The sequence below is a fragment of the Candidatus Woesearchaeota archaeon B3_Woes genome, from assembly GCA_005222965.1.
In the GTDB taxonomy this organism is placed as follows: domain Archaea; phylum Nanobdellota; class Nanobdellia; order Woesearchaeales; family B3-WOES; genus B3-WOES.
Genome location: NJBG01000001.1, coordinates 107728 through 127921 on the forward strand (window position 1 = coordinate 107728; position 20194 = coordinate 127921).

Annotated in this window: 29 protein-coding genes; 8 read left to right on the top strand and 21 right to left on the bottom strand. The window is 29.9% G+C overall.

Translation table 11 applies throughout. The features are described from left to right. Positions 1-74 precede the first annotated feature (74 nt). Complete coding sequence (locus CEE44_00620) at positions 75-272, bottom strand: hypothetical protein (protein ID TKJ17022.1); 198 nt, start codon at positions 270-272, stop codon at positions 75-77. Between the two features lie 107 nt (positions 273-379). Here CEE44_00620 and CEE44_00625 point away from each other — a divergent pair, with 107 nt between their 5' ends. Next, positions 380-766 (top strand): hypothetical protein, encoded by a 387-nt coding sequence (locus CEE44_00625; GenBank protein ID TKJ17023.1) that lies wholly within the window; start codon positions 380-382, stop codon positions 764-766. Between the two features lie 41 nt (positions 767-807). Here CEE44_00625 and CEE44_00630 read toward each other — a convergent pair whose 3' ends face one another. From CEE44_00630 to CEE44_00665, 8 genes are all read right to left on the bottom strand, one after another. Then, positions 808-1041, bottom strand: a complete 234-nt coding sequence (locus CEE44_00630; protein ID TKJ17024.1) for a DNA-directed RNA polymerase subunit K — start codon at positions 1039-1041, stop codon at positions 808-810. 10 nt (positions 1042-1051) lie between these two features. Beyond that, positions 1052-1828, bottom strand: coding sequence for an RNA-binding protein (locus CEE44_00635; protein ID TKJ17025.1), 777 nt, complete (start codon positions 1826-1828; stop codon positions 1052-1054). 1 nt (position 1829) lies between these two features. Then, the gene (locus tag CEE44_00640; protein ID TKJ17026.1) at positions 1830-2519 is read right to left on the bottom strand and encodes an exosome complex exonuclease Rrp41; all 690 of its coding nucleotides are present in this window, start codon (positions 2517-2519) and stop codon (positions 1830-1832) included. Beyond that, complete coding sequence (locus CEE44_00645) at positions 2516-3211, bottom strand: RNA-binding protein (GenBank protein ID TKJ17027.1); 696 nt, start codon at positions 3209-3211, stop codon at positions 2516-2518. Before CEE44_00645 ends, CEE44_00640 begins: the two co-directional genes overlap by 4 nt. A gap of 11 nt (positions 3212-3222) precedes the next feature. Next, entirely contained in the window at positions 3223-3924 is a 702-nt protein-coding gene (locus CEE44_00650; GenBank protein ID TKJ17028.1) for a ribosome assembly factor SBDS, read from the bottom strand. 8 nt (positions 3925-3932) lie between these two features. After that, entirely contained in the window at positions 3933-4670 is a 738-nt protein-coding gene (locus CEE44_00655; GenBank protein TKJ17029.1) for a proteasome subunit alpha, read from the bottom strand. Positions 4671-4686: 16 nt separating this feature from the next. Then, positions 4687-5052, bottom strand: a complete 366-nt coding sequence (locus CEE44_00660; GenBank protein ID TKJ17030.1) for a hypothetical protein — start codon at positions 5050-5052, stop codon at positions 4687-4689. Between the two features lie 116 nt (positions 5053-5168). Next, positions 5169-5936: a hypothetical protein gene (locus CEE44_00665; protein TKJ17031.1), complete on the bottom strand. Its 768-nt coding sequence runs from the start codon at positions 5934-5936 to the stop codon at positions 5169-5171. 266 nt (positions 5937-6202) lie between these two features. Between CEE44_00665 and CEE44_00670 the strand changes: the two genes are divergently transcribed. Next, positions 6203-6487: a hypothetical protein gene (locus CEE44_00670; GenBank protein TKJ17032.1), complete on the top strand. Its 285-nt coding sequence runs from the start codon at positions 6203-6205 to the stop codon at positions 6485-6487. Here CEE44_00670 and CEE44_00675 read toward each other — a convergent pair. Together CEE44_00675 and CEE44_00680 are read right to left on the bottom strand one after the other, a co-directional pair. After that, complete coding sequence (locus CEE44_00675; GenBank protein TKJ17033.1) at positions 6480-6839, bottom strand: hypothetical protein; 360 nt, start codon at positions 6837-6839, stop codon at positions 6480-6482. The two genes, CEE44_00670 and CEE44_00675, sit on opposite strands and share 8 nt — an antisense overlap. A gap of 13 nt (positions 6840-6852) precedes the next feature. Next, complete coding sequence (locus tag CEE44_00680; GenBank protein ID TKJ17034.1) at positions 6853-7581, bottom strand: hypothetical protein; 729 nt, start codon at positions 7579-7581, stop codon at positions 6853-6855. A 142-nt stretch (positions 7582-7723) separates the two neighbouring features. On the opposite strand from CEE44_00680, the gene CEE44_00685 reads away from it, so the two are divergent. Further along, positions 7724-8674: a hypothetical protein gene (locus CEE44_00685; GenBank protein ID TKJ17035.1), complete on the top strand. Its 951-nt coding sequence runs from the start codon at positions 7724-7726 to the stop codon at positions 8672-8674. Between the two features lie 84 nt (positions 8675-8758). Here CEE44_00685 and CEE44_00690 read toward each other — a convergent pair whose 3' ends face one another. Continuing rightward, positions 8759-9541, bottom strand: coding sequence for a hypothetical protein (locus CEE44_00690; GenBank protein TKJ17036.1), 783 nt, complete (start codon positions 9539-9541; stop codon positions 8759-8761). A 7-nt stretch (positions 9542-9548) separates the two neighbouring features. Further along, on the bottom strand, positions 9549-10262 hold the full coding sequence (locus tag CEE44_00695; protein ID TKJ17037.1) for a hypothetical protein: 714 nt from the start codon (positions 10260-10262) through the stop codon (positions 9549-9551). A 121-nt stretch (positions 10263-10383) separates the two neighbouring features. Here CEE44_00695 and CEE44_00700 point away from each other — a divergent pair, with 121 nt between their 5' ends. Both CEE44_00700 and CEE44_00705 read left to right on the top strand, forming a co-directional pair. Next, entirely contained in the window at positions 10384-10653 is a 270-nt protein-coding gene (locus CEE44_00700) for a hypothetical protein (protein TKJ17038.1), read from the top strand. A 2-nt stretch (positions 10654-10655) separates the two neighbouring features. Then, positions 10656-12089: a proline--tRNA ligase gene (locus CEE44_00705; GenBank protein TKJ17039.1), complete on the top strand. Its 1434-nt coding sequence runs from the start codon at positions 10656-10658 to the stop codon at positions 12087-12089. A gap of 13 nt (positions 12090-12102) precedes the next feature. Here CEE44_00705 and CEE44_00710 read toward each other — a convergent pair whose 3' ends face one another. Next, positions 12103-12804: a hypothetical protein gene (locus tag CEE44_00710; GenBank protein TKJ17040.1), complete on the bottom strand. Its 702-nt coding sequence runs from the start codon at positions 12802-12804 to the stop codon at positions 12103-12105. A gap of 80 nt (positions 12805-12884) precedes the next feature. Next, positions 12885-13475, bottom strand: coding sequence for a hypothetical protein (locus CEE44_00715; GenBank protein ID TKJ17041.1), 591 nt, complete (start codon positions 13473-13475; stop codon positions 12885-12887). Between the two features lie 795 nt (positions 13476-14270). On the opposite strand from CEE44_00715, the gene CEE44_00720 reads away from it, so the two are divergent. Both CEE44_00720 and CEE44_00725 read left to right on the top strand, forming a co-directional pair. After that, complete coding sequence (locus CEE44_00720) at positions 14271-15173, top strand: hypothetical protein (GenBank protein ID TKJ17042.1); 903 nt, start codon at positions 14271-14273, stop codon at positions 15171-15173. Between the two features lie 194 nt (positions 15174-15367). Beyond that, complete coding sequence (locus CEE44_00725) at positions 15368-16288, top strand: hypothetical protein (protein ID TKJ17043.1); 921 nt, start codon at positions 15368-15370, stop codon at positions 16286-16288. Between the two features lie 9 nt (positions 16289-16297). Here the strand turns inward: CEE44_00725 and CEE44_00730 are convergent, their stop codons facing one another. From CEE44_00730 to CEE44_00755, 6 genes are all read right to left on the bottom strand, one after another. Beyond that, complete coding sequence (locus CEE44_00730) at positions 16298-16816, bottom strand: hypothetical protein (protein ID TKJ17044.1); 519 nt, start codon at positions 16814-16816, stop codon at positions 16298-16300. After that, the gene (locus tag CEE44_00735) at positions 16792-17127 is read right to left on the bottom strand and encodes a cysteine methyltransferase (protein TKJ17045.1); all 336 of its coding nucleotides are present in this window, start codon (positions 17125-17127) and stop codon (positions 16792-16794) included. Before CEE44_00735 ends, CEE44_00730 begins: the two co-directional genes overlap by 25 nt. Positions 17128-17187: 60 nt before the next feature. Beyond that, positions 17188-17667: a hypothetical protein gene (locus CEE44_00740; GenBank protein TKJ17046.1), complete on the bottom strand. Its 480-nt coding sequence runs from the start codon at positions 17665-17667 to the stop codon at positions 17188-17190. Positions 17668-17753: 86 nt separating this feature from the next. Next, positions 17754-18440: a hypothetical protein gene (locus tag CEE44_00745; protein TKJ17047.1), complete on the bottom strand. Its 687-nt coding sequence runs from the start codon at positions 18438-18440 to the stop codon at positions 17754-17756. Continuing rightward, positions 18434-19057: a hypothetical protein gene (locus CEE44_00750; protein ID TKJ17048.1), complete on the bottom strand. Its 624-nt coding sequence runs from the start codon at positions 19055-19057 to the stop codon at positions 18434-18436. Before CEE44_00750 ends, CEE44_00745 begins: the two co-directional genes overlap by 7 nt. 32 nt (positions 19058-19089) lie before the next feature. Continuing rightward, positions 19090-19332 carry a hypothetical protein gene (locus CEE44_00755; protein TKJ17049.1) on the bottom strand — a complete coding sequence of 81 codons (243 nt, stop codon included), beginning with the start codon at positions 19330-19332 and terminating at the stop codon, positions 19090-19092. Between the two features lie 235 nt (positions 19333-19567). Between CEE44_00755 and CEE44_00760 the strand changes: the two genes are divergently transcribed. Next, positions 19568-20191 carry a hypothetical protein gene (locus CEE44_00760; protein TKJ17050.1) on the top strand — a complete coding sequence of 208 codons (624 nt, stop codon included), beginning with the start codon at positions 19568-19570 and terminating at the stop codon, positions 20189-20191. Positions 20192-20194: the final 3 nt, after the last annotated feature.

Genomic DNA, 20194 nt, shown 5'->3' on the forward strand with positions numbered 1-20194 from the left:
TGTGTTATAATCTAATTCAGAAAAAACTTTTAATTATAAGGGGTTTGGGGCTTATTGACTGATATTGGGTCCATCTATTTTTCAGGTTCTGCCTCAGGAAATAATTCATAGAACTTTTTTAGAGTATTTTGATATTCAGATGCAATATGTTCTTCCTGAAAAGAACCAGCTATACTTTCAATGGGAGCAGTTGCTTTATGATCTTCAGCCTGTAAAAGAAGGTACTCTGCAAAATTTTTCAATCTTCCCACTAAATCAGGTTCATTTTCCATTTTATAGTATATTAAAACTAATTTATTTATAAATCTTACTATTTGTTACTACTATTTAGACATTACAATCGATAAATTTATAAATATAATCAGATTTTCTTATTTTTATGAAACATATAAGAGATATGATAAAAGGAGATTTAACAGTATTAATAAAAGGTGATGTAAAAGATGAAGAATCAGCTATTGCTGAAGCTTTTTCTAATCTTTTTTGGCCTACAATAGGCAGAAACTCTAGATGGCCTAAATTTACAAAAACATTAAGATATTTTCAAAAAGATACAAATAGGGGTGGACCCGTTTCTGATGTACTAACACCAGAAGAAATTGCAGATATACTAGTTTTAGCAGGAGTTTACAAAAATCAAGGGGGAGCTATGCTTGATATGGAAAATATTCTTGATTTAAGATTAAGTGTAATGAGTGGAGCAGATTATATATGGGTAGAGAAAAAAGGTGGATACTATTTACGAACAAAATATAGTATGGATTAAACTTCTTTCTTAATTTTTAAAAATATATAAAAAAGAAAAAATTAGACCTTTGGTTTTGGCAAAGGCCTACGAATAGTTATTGGCAATAAATCTTCTTCAAATTCTCTTTTAGCTATACTTATAGGATTATACTTCATTTTCTTCAAATCTCCATCACTTAGTTTAACTAAAAAAGGAGCACCCATTGCTATTTGCAAAGCCCTTGAACCAATCATACGTGCTTTCTCATATTTTGTATGATCTGTAATTTCTTTTGTTTTAACATCTACGACCATTTTAAGTACCTCACTTAATATGCTTCCTCATTTCATCGCATTTTTTAGAAGCTAATTCTACCATTTTGTCAATATCATTTATACTCAAAGGCTCAACTTCTCCTTTTTGCATAGCGCATATCTTGCCTTCTTTTGTTGTAGCAACTGTCAAACGAGCATCTACAACCTTTTCTTCTTCTGTTGTAGGATCAATTAGATATGTATCTCCTATTTTACAAACAGTAACAGAAACAGGATCTTTTTTGCTTAAAGGCAAAGATTCCTTTGTTAACTCTTTGTAATTAACCTTATCATCCTCTATCTTTGGAAATTTGGCATTCTTAAGAGCAACCATTGCTGCTAAAGCAGAAGCATCAAACAAATTTCCATCAACATTAATAGTTATGATATCAATAGCAACTATCCATATTTTCTCGCCTTTTTCAATACATAACTTCTTAAAATCAAGTACTTTGCTTTCCCTAATACCCCTATCAACAACTCTTGCCAATTCAACTGCTCCTATTGAAGGCGGTCCTGATTCAAATTCAGGATTTGACATTGGCAATAGTTCTGCACCAACCATAATTGTTCCTTCATCAGGAGAATCTGGATAGGGTTTTCCTAATTCTAATTTAACCCCAACTATAACCTCTGTATCACCAATCTTTACTCTTGCAGAACCCTCTGCACTTTTGCTTATGTTGGTTTCTACACTTATGTCTCTGTATTCGTCAAATTTACGTCCATCAAATCTGATATTTTTCTTAAAAAAGCCATCCATATGTAATTTTAGATCTTCAATCATTTTATTCACCTTTATACCTGTCTTTCAGGATTTTTTTTTGAACTTCATTAATCTTTTTACAGGCCCCTATACCCATTTCAACAGCCTTCTTGAGTTCTTCTTTTTTAATCTCTCCATCTAACTGCATTAGTGATACTTTTCCACTGTTAGGTAAAACAGCAATAGGAACATCAACAGTTCCTTCAATGTCTTCTTCTTCCTTGCTTAAATCAACAACTGGTTTTCCATTAACCAGACCAACAGCAATTGATGATACCATTTCTTTCATAGGAATTCCAGCATCTGCTAGGGCCATTGAAGCTGCACATATTCCAGCACATCTTGTTCCAGCATCTGTCTGTGGAAATTCAATATAAAGATCTACAACAGCATTTGGAAACTCATTCAAACCAATAATTGGTGTTAATGCATTCTTAGTAACTAATGCTATCTCTTTTGAACGTCTGCTTCCGCCAGGTCTTATTCTATCTCCACTTCCTGAAAAAGGCATCATATTATAATTACATCTTAAAATACCTTTCTCTGGATTTTGTAAAAATCTAGGATGTAATGATCTAGGACCATAAACAGCAGCATAAGCCACAGTATTTCCTATCTTGAACATTGCAGAACCATCAGCTCTCTTAATAACCCCTACTTTAGCCTCTATTGGTCTTGTCTCGTCAACTTTTCTTTTATCTGGTCTGCTCATTTTTTCACCTTTGCTTCTTTTTCTAAGAATGCTTTAATATTATCTGTCAAACCTGCTTTATGAGATTCTTTCTCTATCATTCTAATTGCTTTTATAGTTAGAATCTCTTTTTCAGGTTCTCCTTGTAACCACAATAAACCATTTTGACCAACAGTTATTCTGCATCCAGTAGCATCTTTTATCATACTGACCATACTTCCCTGCTTGCCGATAATTCTTGGTACTTTGTTTGAATTAACATTGATTACTCTTCCACCCTTAAGCTTATGCAATCCAGGGCCCTTTGCAGTTACATCAATTAATTTTTGTGAAGTAACATTTGTTATGTTACAAACAACATATTCCCCAAAATCAAAATATTTTCTTAAGTTAGCTCCCTTAGGAATAAAATCAGATGTTCCTTCTTTCATGCTAAGCATAGCATGATAGGCTGTGTTTGTATCTAAGAGCCATCCGCTCATTATAACATCTGTAATTTTGGCAATTATTGTGTCTCCTCTCTTAGGAATATATTTTCCTGTTAAAGGAATAATCTTTATTGCCCTATTATCTATTGACAATAATCCAATTCTTGAAGAGAATATCTTTTCTCCTTCTCTGTAGGTTCCCTGCCCAGGTAAAGTATCCATTCCTTCTGCTAGGCATTCACCAGGAACTACAACTTCTTTTTCTTTTAATAGTATTTTTCCCATTATTTTTCACCTTATTTAGTACTTAGTACTTTGCTTTCTACATTACCATGACATATTGCATTTAACTTTTCATAAAAGTCTTCTTCTAATCCGCCAGGCATTTCTATGACAACTGCTAAACTTCCATCACTTAACCAGTCTTCTCTTGTCTTTTTTCCAAAACTGTTTATAACGCTGTATGATTTTGAAGCATATTCAGCTGGAATCTTAACAGTTATTTCTTTTATCTCAAATTTAATTGGAAGTATAGGTCTTAACTTGGTTACTATCTCTTCCATTTGTTTTTGAGTACTCTCGAACTCGTCAATATGAACCTTAACTTGTTCCATTGCCAATTCAATTCTTTGTGGTGGATGTGGATTGTGTGTTTTAGGATCCACAGCATTTCTATGAATTAAATCGATTATTTGTTTTTTCTTTGTTTCTCTTAACTTCTGTTTGTATTCTGCAGTTAGAGCAAAATCTCCTTTTCTTATGATTTCTTCTGCAACCTTTTCAACGTCTTCTGTTTCAAAGCACTGTTTTAATGCTGTTGGACTCGCTTCCATGCCTTTTTTAGAGTCTGTAAAGATTTTTTCAACAGCCAAAACCTCTTTTACATCAGTTATACTTCCTGATTTAAAAGCAACCGCTTTGTCAGAATCTATTAGAATTTCAAAATTCTGTCCGTGAGTTTTTAATTTTGCAGTATTTGCTTCGTCTACATTAACCATTGTGGAAGTTAATTATTATTTTTTTTGGCTTCCTTAAGAGTTCTTTCTATGTCTTTGTTGTTGAAGTGCTTGTATTTCCATCCGCTTGTTTTTATGTATACTGCATCAATTCTCTCGGGTGTTAAACTTTTGCCCAGAACTTTTGATAATGCTTTTATGCATAATTTAAATCCTTCTTCAACTGTTATAGAATCTTTATATTGTTTCTTAAGAATAGCTTCTATTTCTGTTTCTGATTCACCTATTGCGCAGGCTTTATAGCCAAAATATATTCCAGTTGGATCTGTTTGATATAATACAGGTCCTGTACTGTCAATTCCGCCTACTAACATGCTAACGCCAAAAGGTCTTAATCCTGCTGATTGTGTGCAAATTTGTTTTAATTCACACATATCTTTTACAACGCTTAAAACATCAATTGTTGTATCATATGTTACTCTGTGTTGTTGTGCTTTTATCTGTGCTCTTTCAATTAAAACTCTTGCATCAGATAAAATTCCTGAAGCTGTTACACCAACATGTTCATCAACCTGCCATATTTTTTCTACACTTTCAGGTAAAATTAAACTGTCTATAATTCTTTTGTCTGTTACTAATATAACACCATCTTGGCAAACTAGTCCAATCGCTGTTGAACCTTGTTTAACTGTTTTTTTAGCATACTCTACTTGTAATAATCTTCCGTCAGGGCTGAACATTGTGATTGCCCTGTCATATCCCATCATTTGATGTGAAACTGGTTCCATTTTTCTTTTCCTCCTTTTAGGCTGCTATAAATTTGTCTTGTGCTTTTTTAAGGATACCACTTACCCCTACACTTTTAACAATAACTTCTTTATTATCTATCTCTTTTACAAAACATAATGATCCTTTCAAGTGATTTACCATTTTGTTATTTACTCTTATTATTCCTCTTTGTTTTTCTTTATTAAATTTATCATTTAATATTAATATTCCTGCTTTTGCTAAACCCATTTCGCCTAAAAAATTATGGCAGCTTTGAAAAATGGCCTTTGAAATGCTGTTTAAGTTGTTTATTTTGGTTTTTGATATGATTTCAAACACCAAATATCTTTTTTTTTCCCTTAAACTTGGCAAAAGCGGTTTAATTTTCGTCATGGCTATCATTTCCTTATATTTAACGAGAAAACAGTTTGGTTAAAAAACCCATATAAGCCATCTATTTTTCTTCTCTCGTATTACCCAGAAATCATTTCCAATTTAAAAAGTTTGTGGTTTATGCATTAATCGCTTCCACTTTTAACATTTACAAAATTATATGTTTTTGATAGAACGTCTTGACAGTTTAAACAACTAACATTAACATCAACAGAAAAGATTCCTTGATCATTAATTTTAAATTGTATTATTTTATCAATACAAGAATAAGATTTTGCTGGTATCTCATCATAATACGTTGTTTCTTCTATAAGGTTATTTGTACTTATAAGTATACTAATTTCTCCACTATCAATCTCTCCTTTATTAACAATGCAAAATTCGGCTAAAGTAGAATTTCTAATAAGTTCTCTTTCAATATCTTCATCTTCTAAATTTGAATGGGTTATATCTAAAAAAGCTGTGGTTTTTAATTCTTCAAATTCTAATATTTTTTGATTAAATTCGTTTTGTTTATTATTTATTTTAATATAAATTATTATGTTAAAAGCAGAGAAAACAAACAAATAGAGGGTTATCAACACTGTTATTACTTTTAATTGAAGGTCTGTATCTCTGTGTCTTGCGCTATGTCTTGTTGTGATTAGTTTTTGTAACTCTTCTTTTAATTGATAATTATTTAATACATTGTAATAATCTTTATTTTTAAGAATTTTTTTTTGAAGAAAAGGATAATCATTGATGATTTTTTCTACCCTACAAAAATCCTTATGAAATTTTTTTTTAAGTTCAGAAAGATCTACTTGATTCTTTTCTAAGTCTAAAATATAATTAAGGATTTTTATTAAGATTTGCGTTCTTGGTTTTTTAAATAATTTGTCTAAAATAATCATATAATTAGTAAAATCTTTTTAATACTTAAATGTATCATTTTCACTTGTCATTTGCCATACAGCCTCAAAGTATATAAATAAGGTATACCTTACTATATTTAATATTGAGTAGGGGTGATAAACAATGCCAGACAACCTTAAGAAAAAAGGACCAAAAGATAGAAAAAGGCAAAGTAAACAACCTTGGGAAAGGGCACATGCGCCAAAACGTAAGTCTCCTGGAACAAGAAATAAAAGCAGAAATTGAAAAAGTTTGAGGTTATAAAATGAGTGATTTACCATTATATTTAGATATCAGGGCATCGAAAAACTTCACAGAAAAGGAAGGATATTGGTATGATACAATTTCTACATGGATGGGTAGATTCAAGGAAGAAGGAAAAAAGAAAATTACTTTTTTAATTAATGATGAAGCAAAAGAAAATTTTATACAATTTTTAGATAATCATAATATTAAATTTGAATATAGTGGGTTTGTATCTGAATTTTATAAAGATATGCCAACAGTTCCTATGCCTATTTCAGGTCAGATGTATACAATTTTTATTTAATAAGAACTATAAAAGTAATTATCCATACTATAATTTGAATTGTAAAAGAAAAGAACACTAACCATCTTACTATTTTATAATAACCATGTTTTCCATCCATTGAACTTGGATAGTTTTTACGAATACAGTGCTCATAAATTGATCTGTTGATGTTAGATATAGCACTTTCAAATATCCATGTACCTAATGCAACAATTATAATCCAAAAACAAACATATCTAACATAATTAACATCGATATTTTTAATATCTAAGAAGAGCGATAAAATAAAAACAATTCCACTCAAATAAAGGAGGTATTTATAATAATTATTGATTTTAAGATTTTTAAAAAGTTCAGGAAATTCCCCCATTTTAACTTATCTCTTAATTTAAATGTTTGATGTCTGGTTCAACTGGTTTTCCAAATCCATCTTTGAAACATTTACAATTACATAAATAATTTTTACACTCAAATTCTTTTCCTTCATCTGTTCTTAGAGGATAGTTTGTTTTTTCTTTACAAGTTTCTTCACACATAATTTTTAAGCCTTGTGGATTTCTATAACAATCGGATGTTGTTTTACAACCAGCAAAAATAATTATTCCAAAAGAATCAAGTTTCCATTCTCCATTTTCCTTATTAAAATAAATTGAACCAGATGTTTCTTGATAACCATTATAGAATGTCACATCATAATATGCAATAGCTATTTCATCACTTTCCATATCAATCTGTTTTAAAATTACTGACCTATAAGTATCTCTTCCTTTGAATTTAGGATATAAATATATAAATTCATCTCTTGTTTTATATTTTTGATGTCTAGAATGTAACATATCATATATATCACCAAATTTGTCTTGTTCTACAAATCTGCCAAAATCTTCTGCTGTTTCTCTAAATTTCTTTTCTTCGTTTTCATCTAAGGTTGTTTTTTCAGTTAGAATTTCTTCATTAACTTCATCTTCATCACAAATAGAATTATCATTATTATCTAAACAACAAGAAGCACCAACTAAGATATATGGTTTGTTACAAGTAACTTTAACAACTTGTCTTTGTTCACAAGCTATTAAAAATAAAAATAAAATTATAAATATTATTTTTTTCATAATATCGCCCCAATTATTAAAACAAGTCTAATAATATATAAATATTTACATTTTATATCTAAAGGAGGTATATCCTTATATAAAGGAATTCTACTTACAGTTATTATGTTGTAAAATGTTGATAAATTGAAGAGGAATTAAAATGATTAGTAAAAAAGAAAGATTAAATATCTTAAAATTTATTCAAAAAGAGGATACTCCTTCTATAGAAGATATTGTAAATAGTCTTAAATATAATTTAGAAGATGTTAAAGGTGCTTTAAAATATTTAGATGAAAAAAGACTAATCACATGTAAACTAAAATCAGTAGATGGTTTATGGAAAATGATTGATATCACGGCTGATGGAATAGATATGATAGAAGAGGAGCCCCCTGAACAAAAGAAAGAAACTTTCATAGGAAGAAACCTCCGGGTTTTTATTAGTTATTCTGAAGAAGATAAACTTATTGCTAAAGGTATTAAGGACGCTTTAAATCATTATGGTGTTCAAGGGTTTCTTGCTCATGAAGATATTCCAACTGGAGAAGACTGGGTTGAATCTATCAAAAGAGGTATAAAACAAAATGATATTTTTATTGCCATGTTATCAAAGAAGTATAAAGAATCAGACTGGACTGATCAAGAAGTAGGAATTGCAGTAGCAAACGAAAAGCTGATAATTCCTGTTTCAATTGATGGTTGTATGCCTTATGGATTTATGATGAAATATCAAGCTTTTAAAAAATTTAAATATGAAAAAGGCAAACACCATAATGGAAAAGAATTTATCTATTGTTATGGTGATGTTTTTAAAATTATAAAGATGATTGGACAGAAAGAAGAATTCAAAGAAAATTTAAAAGATTGTTTTATATCGAGTTTAAAGAATGCTGGTAGTTTTAGGGGTGCTGAAGAGATAATGGAAACCTTGGTTGGATTGGGTTCTTTTAATAGTGTCCAAATCAATCAAATAATAATTAATTGTTCACTTAATAATCAAGTTTATCAAGCTAATGGTTGTCAACCAATTATTAGAAATCTTATTAAAGAATATGATAAAAAGATTGATGAAGAAAACAAGGAAAAGATTAAAGAAGTAATGGCGTTATGAAGATTTATAGAAAAAAATTTTAATTTTTCAAACACCAGCTTCCAAAGACCTCCAAAGAAACATGGCCCAAAAATACATCAGAATTTAAACAACTACTTCCTGAACAGGCCCATCATAACCAACAGCCTTTTGTAAATTCTTTAATAGCTTTCCTGTCTTTCTTGTTCCTTCAGGCATGTTATCAATAAAATGAGATGCATAATCTCTAACTACTTGAGCTATTTCAGGATCAGGATTTTGCTGATCAATATACAACAATGCTCTAACTCCTTGGAATATATTATCCCTACTATGATTTTTTTGTATATGTTCAAAAATCTCTTGTGATAATTCCAATGGAGTCGAAGCCACAATCTCAGCAGAATCCATCTCAACAACCTTTTCCCAAAATTGGAAAAGATAATCTGAACTATCATAACATCGTTGTGCAATATTTCTCATACTATCATATTCTGTAGTTGAAGTAAATGCTCTATCTATTTGACTATATATAGAATTACCAATAGTTCTCAGTTCATGTAATACATTTTCATGATCAAAATGTTCAGTTGCCCATTTATAATTTGTATAACTTATATATTTTGTATCAGTTCCCATACTCATTAAAGATGTAATATCTGTTCCATTTAGTATATCCTCTAAAATCTGTTTAGTGGTTAGATTATGATGTGCTGTTCTTTGATTATTTCTTATAAATTCCTCAGATAAAGGTTGTGAATGTGTAGTTGGAAATAAGGCATCATAAGCTCCTAAAATACTAGCTGTTGTTTCAATCTCTTCAGCAGAATCAGCTTTTCTTTTTCTAATCTGAGATACAATCTGTGTTACAGCATCTTTATTAATTCCATGCATTATTTCATGAACCATTTTAATTTCAAAAACTATAACTCACACTAAATCCTAAACTATTATTGCTTTTAAAACTTTTTCCAATTGCTTCAAAATGATGAATATCTGAAACAAGAGACAAATTTTCAGTTAGTTTAATTGAATAATCTGCCCTGATTCTAATCCCTGCTATTTCAGTCCCTTCTATAAAGTATTGATTATTACCTAATAAAACCATAGAAACGTGAAAATCACTAATTGAAGTGTTAAATCCTCCTTCTACAACAACACCATCCCCGTCCTCAGTATAATCAACAGTGCATTCAAGTCTAGCATTAAGTGAATTATCTCCTTCTTTATGAATAGAATAGTCTAAAATTAATGAAACTTCTTCTAAGTTTAAATCATCTCTTTTAATATCATATCTTACCCAGGCAAAAGTTCCTTTAAAATCATCAGTTAAGTTTTTAGAAACACTCACTCCAAAATCTGTTTCTTTTTTAAACCCAGGATCTATCTCATAGCTTCCCCAAAACCAACTATTTAATTTATAACCATCTTTCCCAAATTGTATGTAAGCAATTGGTTGTACAGAAGGAGTTGGGCTTGGTACAAAACCACGAAGATTGGCATACTGGTCAGTAACTCTTGTTTCAATACCGCCATTTACTGCTAATTTGTCCTGAGCACTAACTTCTCTTGCTAAACCAAGAGCTAATAATAACGCAGATAAACTTAAGATTGATTTAGTTAGAGTCATTTTTATTAATATTTATCTAAGTAAAGAATTATTTATAAACTTTGCTATTATAACCACTTCAAAATAGTAATATAACCTTTTTCAGTTAAATTTATATACGAATGGTTTATTATATTTGATTATGAAATACGCAACTAAATCTGTGCTTGTGGCCAGACTACCAAGAAAAGGAAATAACGAGTTCAAAACAGCATCAATTAAATTATTTGAAATTAATAATCCGCATAAAACAGATCAATTGCCAACAGAAAACTTAGAATTTGAAAACATAGAAAAAATCAAAATCAAAAACCAGGAATCAGACTATTTCTTAGAAGGAAATGACATTATAATTAACAACCTGGAGTTCATACACATTGACAAAAAAGGCAGCACAATAGAGTTATCCTAAAGATGAAAGAGGAAAAAGGATTAACAGCCAAAAAAGAGGAAGATATAGCTGAGTGGTATGAACAGGTTTGCCTAAAAGCAGAGCTTGCTGAATTCTCAAAAGTTAAAGGTTGTATGATTATAAGGCCAAATGGATACTCAATCTGGGAAGAAATTCAAAACTATTTCAACAAAAACATCGTAGATAAAACAGGAACAAAAAATGCTTATTTTCCTTTATTTGTTCCAGAATCTTTTTTTAAAAAAGAAGCAAAACATGCAAAAGGATTCAGCCCAGAAGTTGCATGGCTGGACAAAGATATAACAAAAGATGGTGAAAGATTAGCAATAAGACCAACTTCTGAAACAATTATGTATGATAGCTATTCAAGATGGGTAAGATCATACAGAGATTTGCCATTAAAAATAAACCAATGGTGCAATGTTGTTAGATGGGAGACAGAAGCAACAAAACTATTCCTAAGATCAAGAGAATTTCTTTGGCAAGAAGGCCATTGCGTCTATGAAACAAAAGAAGAGTGTGACAAAGAAACAAAATTAATTATCAATTTATACAAAAAACTATGTGAAGATCTTCTAGCTCTACCAGTGTTAGTAGGAAACAAAACAGAAAAAGAAAAATTCGCAGGAGCAGAATACACACTATCAATTGAAGCTTTTATGCCCGATGGCAAAGCCTTACAATGTGGAACATCACATCAGTTAGGACAGGGATTTGCAAAATCATTTGGAATTAATTTCCTAGGAAGAGATGAAAAAAAGCATACTCCTTGGCAAAACTCATGGGGATTGTCAACAAGATTGATTGGAGGACTAGTAATGGCCCACTCAGATGACAATGGTTTAGTACTGCCACCAAAAGTTGCAAAAAACAAACTAGTTATCGTACCTATAATTTTCGAAAAAACAAAAGATAAAGTAAATAAAAAAGCAGAAGAAATAAAAAAATCACTAGCTAAATTCAACCCAATTCTAGATGACAGAGAAGATTATAGTCCAGGATGGAAATATAATGAGTGGGAACTAAAAGGGATCCCATTAAGGATTGAAATAGGACCAAAAGATTTAGAAAAAAACCAGGCAGTTGTAGTTAGAAGAGATACTCACGAAAAAGAAAACATAAAAATAACTAACCTAGCTAAAAAAATACCAGAATTATTAGATGATATTCAAGATAATCTATTCAAAAAAGCAAAAAAATTCTTAAATGATAATATTATAGAAATAAAAAACTGGGATGAATTTAAACAAGGAATAAAAAGCAAAAAAATAGTAAAAACAGTCTGGTGCAACAACATAGAATGTGAGGAAGATATTAAAGATAAAACAGGCGCTTCTACAAGATGCATTCCATTTGATGAAAAACAAGTAAAAGGAACCTGCCCGCACTGTAAAAAACAGGCAAAAGTATTGATTTACTTTAGTAAATCATATTAAAAAAAGAAGAAAATTAAATTATAGACACAAATGTTGGTGGTCTATTAACGTCTTCTACTGTTACTTTAACATCTTGATGTTTGTCATTAACACCATCAGAAACAGTAACTCTGACAATATAGTCACCAGCTGAGTTATAATCTAATTCTTTTGTATCTGAAGTCATCCATCCAGAATATGTTATTGTTATTGGTTTACCTTCTGGATCAAGTGCTTTTGGTGATAATGCTACTGTTTCACCTTCCTTAACCACTATATCCTTTATCTTTTCTAAAACTGGATCTTTGTTTACTTCTTCTACAATAATCATTACATCTTGTTTAATTTGTGAAGCTCCATCTGATACAGTTATTGTAACTGTATATTCTCCAGCATCTCCTTCTTCAGTCTGCCATTCTCCTTTAGGATTTAGTGGCTGAGAAAATGTATAAGTTATCTTGTCTCCATCTGGATCAGTTGCTTCAAGATTTGGGAAGCTAACAAGAACCCCTTCATCAACCTTTAAAGTAAGAACTTCTTTTACTTCTTCTACAACTCCTTCTTCAGATGGTTCTTCTTCAACAACATCTTCTGATGTATCTTCTACTAAATCTACTAAATCAATGTAAGTAACCCCTTCTTCTTCAAAAGATTCAGGTGGTACAGGTGAGATATAACTACACCCAACTACAAAAATCATTAATAACACTGCTCCTAAAGAAATTATCTTTTTCATTTATTAAACACCTCATTTAATTGTTATTACTTAGGAATATAAAACCAGTTTATAAACTTTTATGTAGTAAAGAATATAATTTAGTCACCACTCCTCCTCGACAAAAAAACACCAATCAATAAAAAAATAACTCCAAACATCATTGAATTAAGAATTATATTCAAAGTAGCATCATAAAAAAACTGCCTTGGAAACAAACTGATTATTGTTGAATCAATAGGAAATCTCCAATTGCCTTGAGGAAAAAATATTAGATGAAACTTAATAAACAAATTGTAAAAATTAAACATTATAAAAGGCACAGGCAAAACTAAACTAAGAACTCCTGAAGAAATTAATAATTTAGAAAGTTTTTCCTTAGAATAAAAAAGCAACAGCGATAACAAAGTTATATTAAACAACGACAAAAACACAAAAAATCTTTTAAAATTTCTAATAACTTCTTTGACATCTTCTAAATGTGATTTTTCCTTGGAGTTAAAAACACCAGGAACTTCATTTTCATCTCTAAAAAATCCTAATAAAGATTTATGGATATCATCTGCACCATCTACATTACTATAATTCTTATAAAATTCTAAATCAAAAATTAAATTATCAGTAGAAGCAAGATACAAACTTAAGACTAAACTAATAGTTAAGAAGAAAATCAAAAAATTACCTAATTTCATATAATTAAAATATAATCTTATTATATAAATTCTGTGAAATTTTTCCGAAAATTTTAAATACTCCCTAAAAACCCAAATTTAGAATGTCAGAAGAAGAAATATATGATGAAGAAGGAAGAGAAGAGATGGCAGATGACTCTGAAATAAGCCCTGAAGAAGAAGGATTTATGAAGGGTTATGAAGACGCTGATGAAGAAGAACCAAAAGAAGACGAAGAAGATAAAGAAGAATTATAGATCTTTAAGAATTTGGTTTAATAATAGCTTATTCTACTACGATATTTAAGAAAAAATAAAAAAAGTAGTTATCTTCTCTCTACTTTTTTTTCAATAAAATTCAACAATCTATTTGTTCTATCGCTCATATGTAGCACAAGACATTTTGAGTCTTTGCTATCATCATAAGCAACGCATTCTTTTATACAGTCTCTATCCACAAAAGGGCATCTTGCCATATTATTACAAAACTAAATACTGAAAAGGAAAATTAAGCCTTTCCCAGTATTCTACACACAGTTATTGCACAATTTGGGCATTTCCCTTTAGCCATCTTCATGCCTCTTTTATTAACAACTTCTTTTGGATCATTCATCTCTACTTTTTTCTTACACTTTACACAATATCCTTCTACCATTTCAATGCACCTCACGCGTTTAACTATAAATTGCCAATTTTGGTCAATTTATAACATAAAAGAAGCTATTTATATATAAATCTATTGAAAATACAATGCATAACTAAGCATAAAACAAAAGGTTTAAATAATGTATTTATTTAGTATTTTATAGTAGTAAAAATGTCAAAAAAAAGCTTAATTGATATACATACACACGTACTTCCAATTGATAATGAAAGAGTATTGCTTGACTTTCTTAGAATATGCTTTAAAGAAAGGTATGATAATATTAACCAATTTCACACACAAAACACATCTTTTACAGAGCAAGACTTAATAAATCAGCTTAGAAATGGGGAAATAGATAAAGCAGTTGTAATGTCAACTGATCATGAAGGTATGCGCCTAAATGATTTTGTGTTTGAACTAGCACAAAAGTATGATGGCTTGATAATTCCTTCAGTATCTGTAGATCCAACATCAGATAATGCAGTCAAAAAGTTAGAATACCAATTTAATAGATTATGTATGAATTTTGATGAATACAAACCAATCCTAAAATTTTATCCTCATCGTTGGACTACTTCTCCTTCAGATGTTAATCTTGATTATTATAGGGTTGTAAGAGATTTTGAAGGTATTATAATTGCTCATACAGGAGCACATCATACATTATCTACTAAAGACAACAGCAAAACAAATCCTTTGTTCTGGGAGACAGCACTAAATCAAGTGCAAGGTCTTGTGGTTGTAGCATCTCATTGTGGAACACCAAGCCAAGAATATACCAGTTACGAAGAAGAAGCAATAAGGATGGCTGAAGATCATGAAAATTTCTTTATTGATTTTAGCGGTCTTCAAAGTATATTGCCTAGTGGAAATTATTATGAATTAAGCAGAAGGGCTTTTGATCTAGCAATTCAATCTATACAAAGAGGAACAGGACTAGAAAAAAAGATAGTTGGTGGAAGTGATTACCCTATTTGTCCAGACATCAATAGGACAAGATATGAACAGATAGCACTATTAAACAGGATTTTTGATCCTTATGAAAATACAGAAAAACTTATTGCAAGGTCTTAAACAAAAGATTTATAAATCAAAAACTAATTTTTTACGGATTTTTAATGCTCGGACAAAGCCAATTAACCGAAAGATTTATATATAGGTTATATGCTTTGTTTATAAAGTTAATGTCACTATAACACATTATCAAGGGGGTTACAAATAACTAAATATCTATTTATATCCCTACTAAACTTAAGGTGGTTTAAAAAATGACCGATAAAATGATTAAAAAATGCCCTGAATGTGAGAGCATAAACTTATTCTGGAACAGAGAAAAGGGCGAGATTATATGTAAAGATTGTGGATTAGTTATAGAGGATAAAATGGTTGATTTTGGCCAGGAATGGCGTGAAGGAGAAGACTCTACTGAAAGAAAAGGTAGAACAGGAGCTCCTATGACTTATACTCAATATGATCAAGGGTTAGGTACTGAAATAGGTACAAGTTCTGATTTATATGGATTAGGTGGAAAAGACAGAAATAAATTCTTTAGATTAAGAAAATGGCAGTATAGAATATCAACTGCTATTGAAAGAAACCTTAAACTAGCTCTTGCAGAGCTAAAAAGGGTTGCTTCTTTTTTGAAATTACCAAAATCAGTTGAAGAAGAATCAGCTAGGATATATACATTAGCTGTTCAAAGAGGATTAGTAAGAGGAAGAAGCATGGAAAGCGTTGTAGCAGGAGCACTATATGCTGCTTGCAGACGTCATGAAGTTCCTAGAACACTGGATGAGTTATCAGAAGCATCTGGCATTGAGAAGAAGGAAATAGGTAGAACATATAGGTTTGTAACAAGAGAGCTTGGAATTAGTGTTATGCCTTCAAATCCTGCTGATTACATTGCTAGATTTGCTTCAAGCCTAAAATTAAGTCCTGAATCACAAAGCCATGCAGTAGAAATATTGCAAAAAGCTCAAAAAATGGAATTAACTTCTGGAAGAGGACCAACAGGAATAGCTGCAGCAGCTCTATATGTATCTGCATTAATACATGGAGAAAAAAGAACACAGAGAGAAGTAGCAGATGTTGCTGGTGTTACAGAAGTTACAATTAGAAACAGATACAAAGAGCTTTTAGAAGAGCTTGACTTGGAAAAGGACATAAAGAAAGTTAAGAAAAAGAAATAATTTTTATTTCTATTTCTTCTTTTTTAAGAAGTAAAATCTAATTATTGCATCTGATATTACTATAATATAAAAAAATCCTAAACCTAACATTAAACCATTAGGAACAACATTTATCTTTTTGAATAATGGAAACAACCAAATAATTGAAACAATACAAAGTATAATCCAAATTACTACAACTCCTAAAGATATTAATCCTTTATAATTAAATTTTTTTGTAGAATAATTCCAAAGTTCAATATTGAATTTTAATAAAATTAATCCTGTTGTAAATTCTAAAAGTGTTAATATTAGTGTTGAGATGAGAATCATAAGTATTAAATTTATATTTATTAAAAAAATTAAATAAACCAATACTGCTCCAAATCCAAAAATTGGTAGGTAAGGTCCTTTTAGAAATCCTGGATTGAGATTTTTATTTTTACTTATAAAGTTTCTATAAAATAATTCTCCAACCCAACCAGCAATTGAGAAAATTGCGAATAACAATAATAATTTACTTATTAAAAGCTCGCCAAACATAAGCATTTAAATAAGTTGAATCCTATAAAAAGTTTTTGATTAAATTTTTTTATTTTATTATTTTTTATTTCTATTCCTTCTTTCTTAAGCATTTGAACTTTTTTCTTAGTTCCAGAAGCAAAACCACCAACTTCACCATTTGATTTAACAACTCTGTGGCATGGAACTTTAGGAGAGTAAGGATTTTTATTCATTGCATTTCCAACAGCCCTATAAGCTTTTGTGCCTAATTTCTCAGCAACAGCTTTGTAAGTAGTAACTCTACCTCTAGGAACTTTTGATACTATTTTCCAAACCCTTTCATTAAATCCTCCCATATTCTATAATTACAAATAGAACTTTATATATTTTATCTTCTCGTAATGATTTAACTTCGTTTAATAGGTGTTATGTGCAATATTACTCGGTGCTCCAGAAATTATTTTTTCTTCTAAAGATTTTTTTGAACTGAATGGATTTATTTTAGCAACGAGATTTTTTACTTTTTCTGAAGAGGATAATCTTCCTAATAAAAATGCTGTCGCTGAACCTGCCCAAAAAGCTAATATATCTTTTGTATCATAAGTGCCAGGCCATAAATGAGCTTTTTGAAGTAATTCAAATGCAGTCCAAGCGCTTGCATAATATACTGCTCCCAATAATTGTCCTTTAATATCGTTAGGATCTTTATTACTATTGCCCCACGCAGTCATAGCTAAGGTGGCACCATAATCGCCAAGATTTCCTCCAATAAAACCATTATCCATTATACCTTTTCCAACTAGATACTGCGCTGTATAATGGACTGGAAAAGAAGCTACACCTATCACTGCTGTAATATTGTTTACTGTTCTATAAAGTGAGTTTTCTTGATCCATATATCTTAAGTAAAAAATCTCTTTTTATAAATATTTCGTTTTTGTTACCACTTATTAATTAATATAAAAATAATCCACAATTAAACTTATTTTTTATTAATTTCATCTAGTATTTTTTCAAAATGTTCTTTTGTTTGCTCTCTTTTATACAACTTTGCCAAAGCAATAAGCTTGTCCTGATCAATCTTTATATCATATTCTGCTAAAAATTCTCTCAAGCGCATTAAAAAAACAACAAACTGTGTTACATTCTTACCATAATCAACAATATGACATCTTTCAAAATCAAGCAAAGTTACTTTTTGCTTTTTATCAACAATAATGTGTTTTAATGGATGATGCATTTCCTCTTTATCAACATTCATCCCATCCATAACATAACACTGATCTAAAACATTTTGAATAATTTTAAGAATTATTTTTTTACTTTCTTTATTTTTCTTTAAACCCCTATAAAAATTATTTGAATTTTTCTGGGCACCAAAAAACCTTTTAGGTTTTTTTAGTGCTTTAGCATAATCAATAAAAAATTCTCCGTCAACAAAATAATAAAAAAAATAATCTTTTGTTGCTTTGATTAATTTAGGACCAACACCTTTTTTATTTAATCTTTTTATCCACTTTCCTTCATTCTCAATTCTTCCTTCTGCTTTGCTTTCAGGCAATTTTGCTTTAATTACAACCTTTTTACCTTTGTATTCACCAGTATAAAGAATTCCTCTATGACCTTTTGTAAAATACTTAATATTTTTTACATCTTTTACATCTAACATTTTGTAATATAGTAAACATATAAATCTTCAAAAAATATATGTTTTTTCTCTAATTCAATAAATCTTAATTTATTTTTATCAATTAAATCATTTATTTTCTTTTTGTTTGTAAAAGAGCTGAACAAAAGCAATACTCGACCCTCTTTTTTAAGATAATTTGAAACTTCATTAAGAAACCTTTCAATTATTTCATAACCTTTTTTTCCACCCTCTGTTCTAATATCTCTTTTTTTCAATTCTTGAGGTAAATAAGGTGGATTAAAAACAATCAAATCAAATTTTATTTGTTTTTTAACTAATGTTTGAAGTTTTTCTCTGTCCTTAACCTTTTTCTTATCATAAATTTCTAATTTTTTATCAACTTTATCATAAAAAAAGAAATTATCTTCAAATATCTGAAATAAATTGCTCTTAAAAAAATAAATTCCATTAATATTTTTTTTACAATACTTAACAACATTTTTGTTAATATCCAAGCCAATAACCAAATTAGCTTTTAAAGATGCTTCTTTTGCTAAAATTCCAGAACCAGTTCCAACATCTAATACTAATCCTTTAGAATATTTCTTAACAAACTTTTGCAGTAAAAAAGAATCCTCGCTAGGTTCATATATCATAAAGTATAAGAAATAATTTTAATTATATAAATTTAGTGCTTTAACTTCTTTTCTTTTAAAGCTACTAAGTGCATTAACTTTAACAATTTTATTTCCTGTTTTAGATCTTCTATTTCAGATCTTAAATCTGTTACTAACTCATAATTGTGCTGTATATTTCCTGTATTCTCAACAACAGTATCAGGAACATTAGTTAGTTGTTCTACTTTAGAATTCATCTCTCTTACCCAATCATCTGTGTTTTGTCTTAACTCTTCTAATGTAAGTCCTGTCATCAATACACCTCTTTTTATAGACTAGTATACATATATGTATACACTTATATATAAATGTTTTGTTTTAGAGAACCATTAAATTCCTGTTATGCTCTTTGACCACACAAAATATGGTCAAACTTCATCCGAAGAGCTTTTGAGAACGCTGTCTTCAAGGGCGAAGTAAAATCAAACATATGCATTAAGGGGCAAAACCAATAACTTTATATAATTGTTATTACTATTTAGTTACAATATGCCAGAAGTAATAGGAGTTTTGCACTTGGATAGAAATTTAGATAGATTAATTGAAACAATTGATTTAGATTTTGGTGTCCCTAAATCACTTATGCTTGAATTACCGACAGATTGGAGAGATTATAGGGATGGATTAATAACAGATGGATATTTTCATAGATTGGCATCTGAATATGAAAAGAGAGGGACAAGAATAATTGCTGGAGATAATAATCGATATATCATTGAACCCCACCTTTCGGAATGGTTTTTAGATTTTGAAGAAAGAGTGAGAAATGGAGAATGGAATCCAGACACTTTAAAAGATTGGTCAAAGGGAGTGATTGGGTTTATTGGTGAGATGTCAAGATATAACTCTTTATTAAATTGGAACCAATTGTTTCCTTCAAAACATAGAATCAGAAATCATGGATTTCTAGAAGTCTATGATGAATGCAAACCTGAATTGACTGTAGTTGGGTGTGTTCATGGAAAGCATTTGAAGAATCAGAGACCAGATGTTAATTATACCTTTTTTATGACTGATAGTTTAATTGAGCGTATGGCTTTTCCAGTTCACTATTATCTATTGGGTTCAGCAAAAGCAGATTCTTATAAGGTTTTGCCTAGTTCTAGTTCTTAGCAT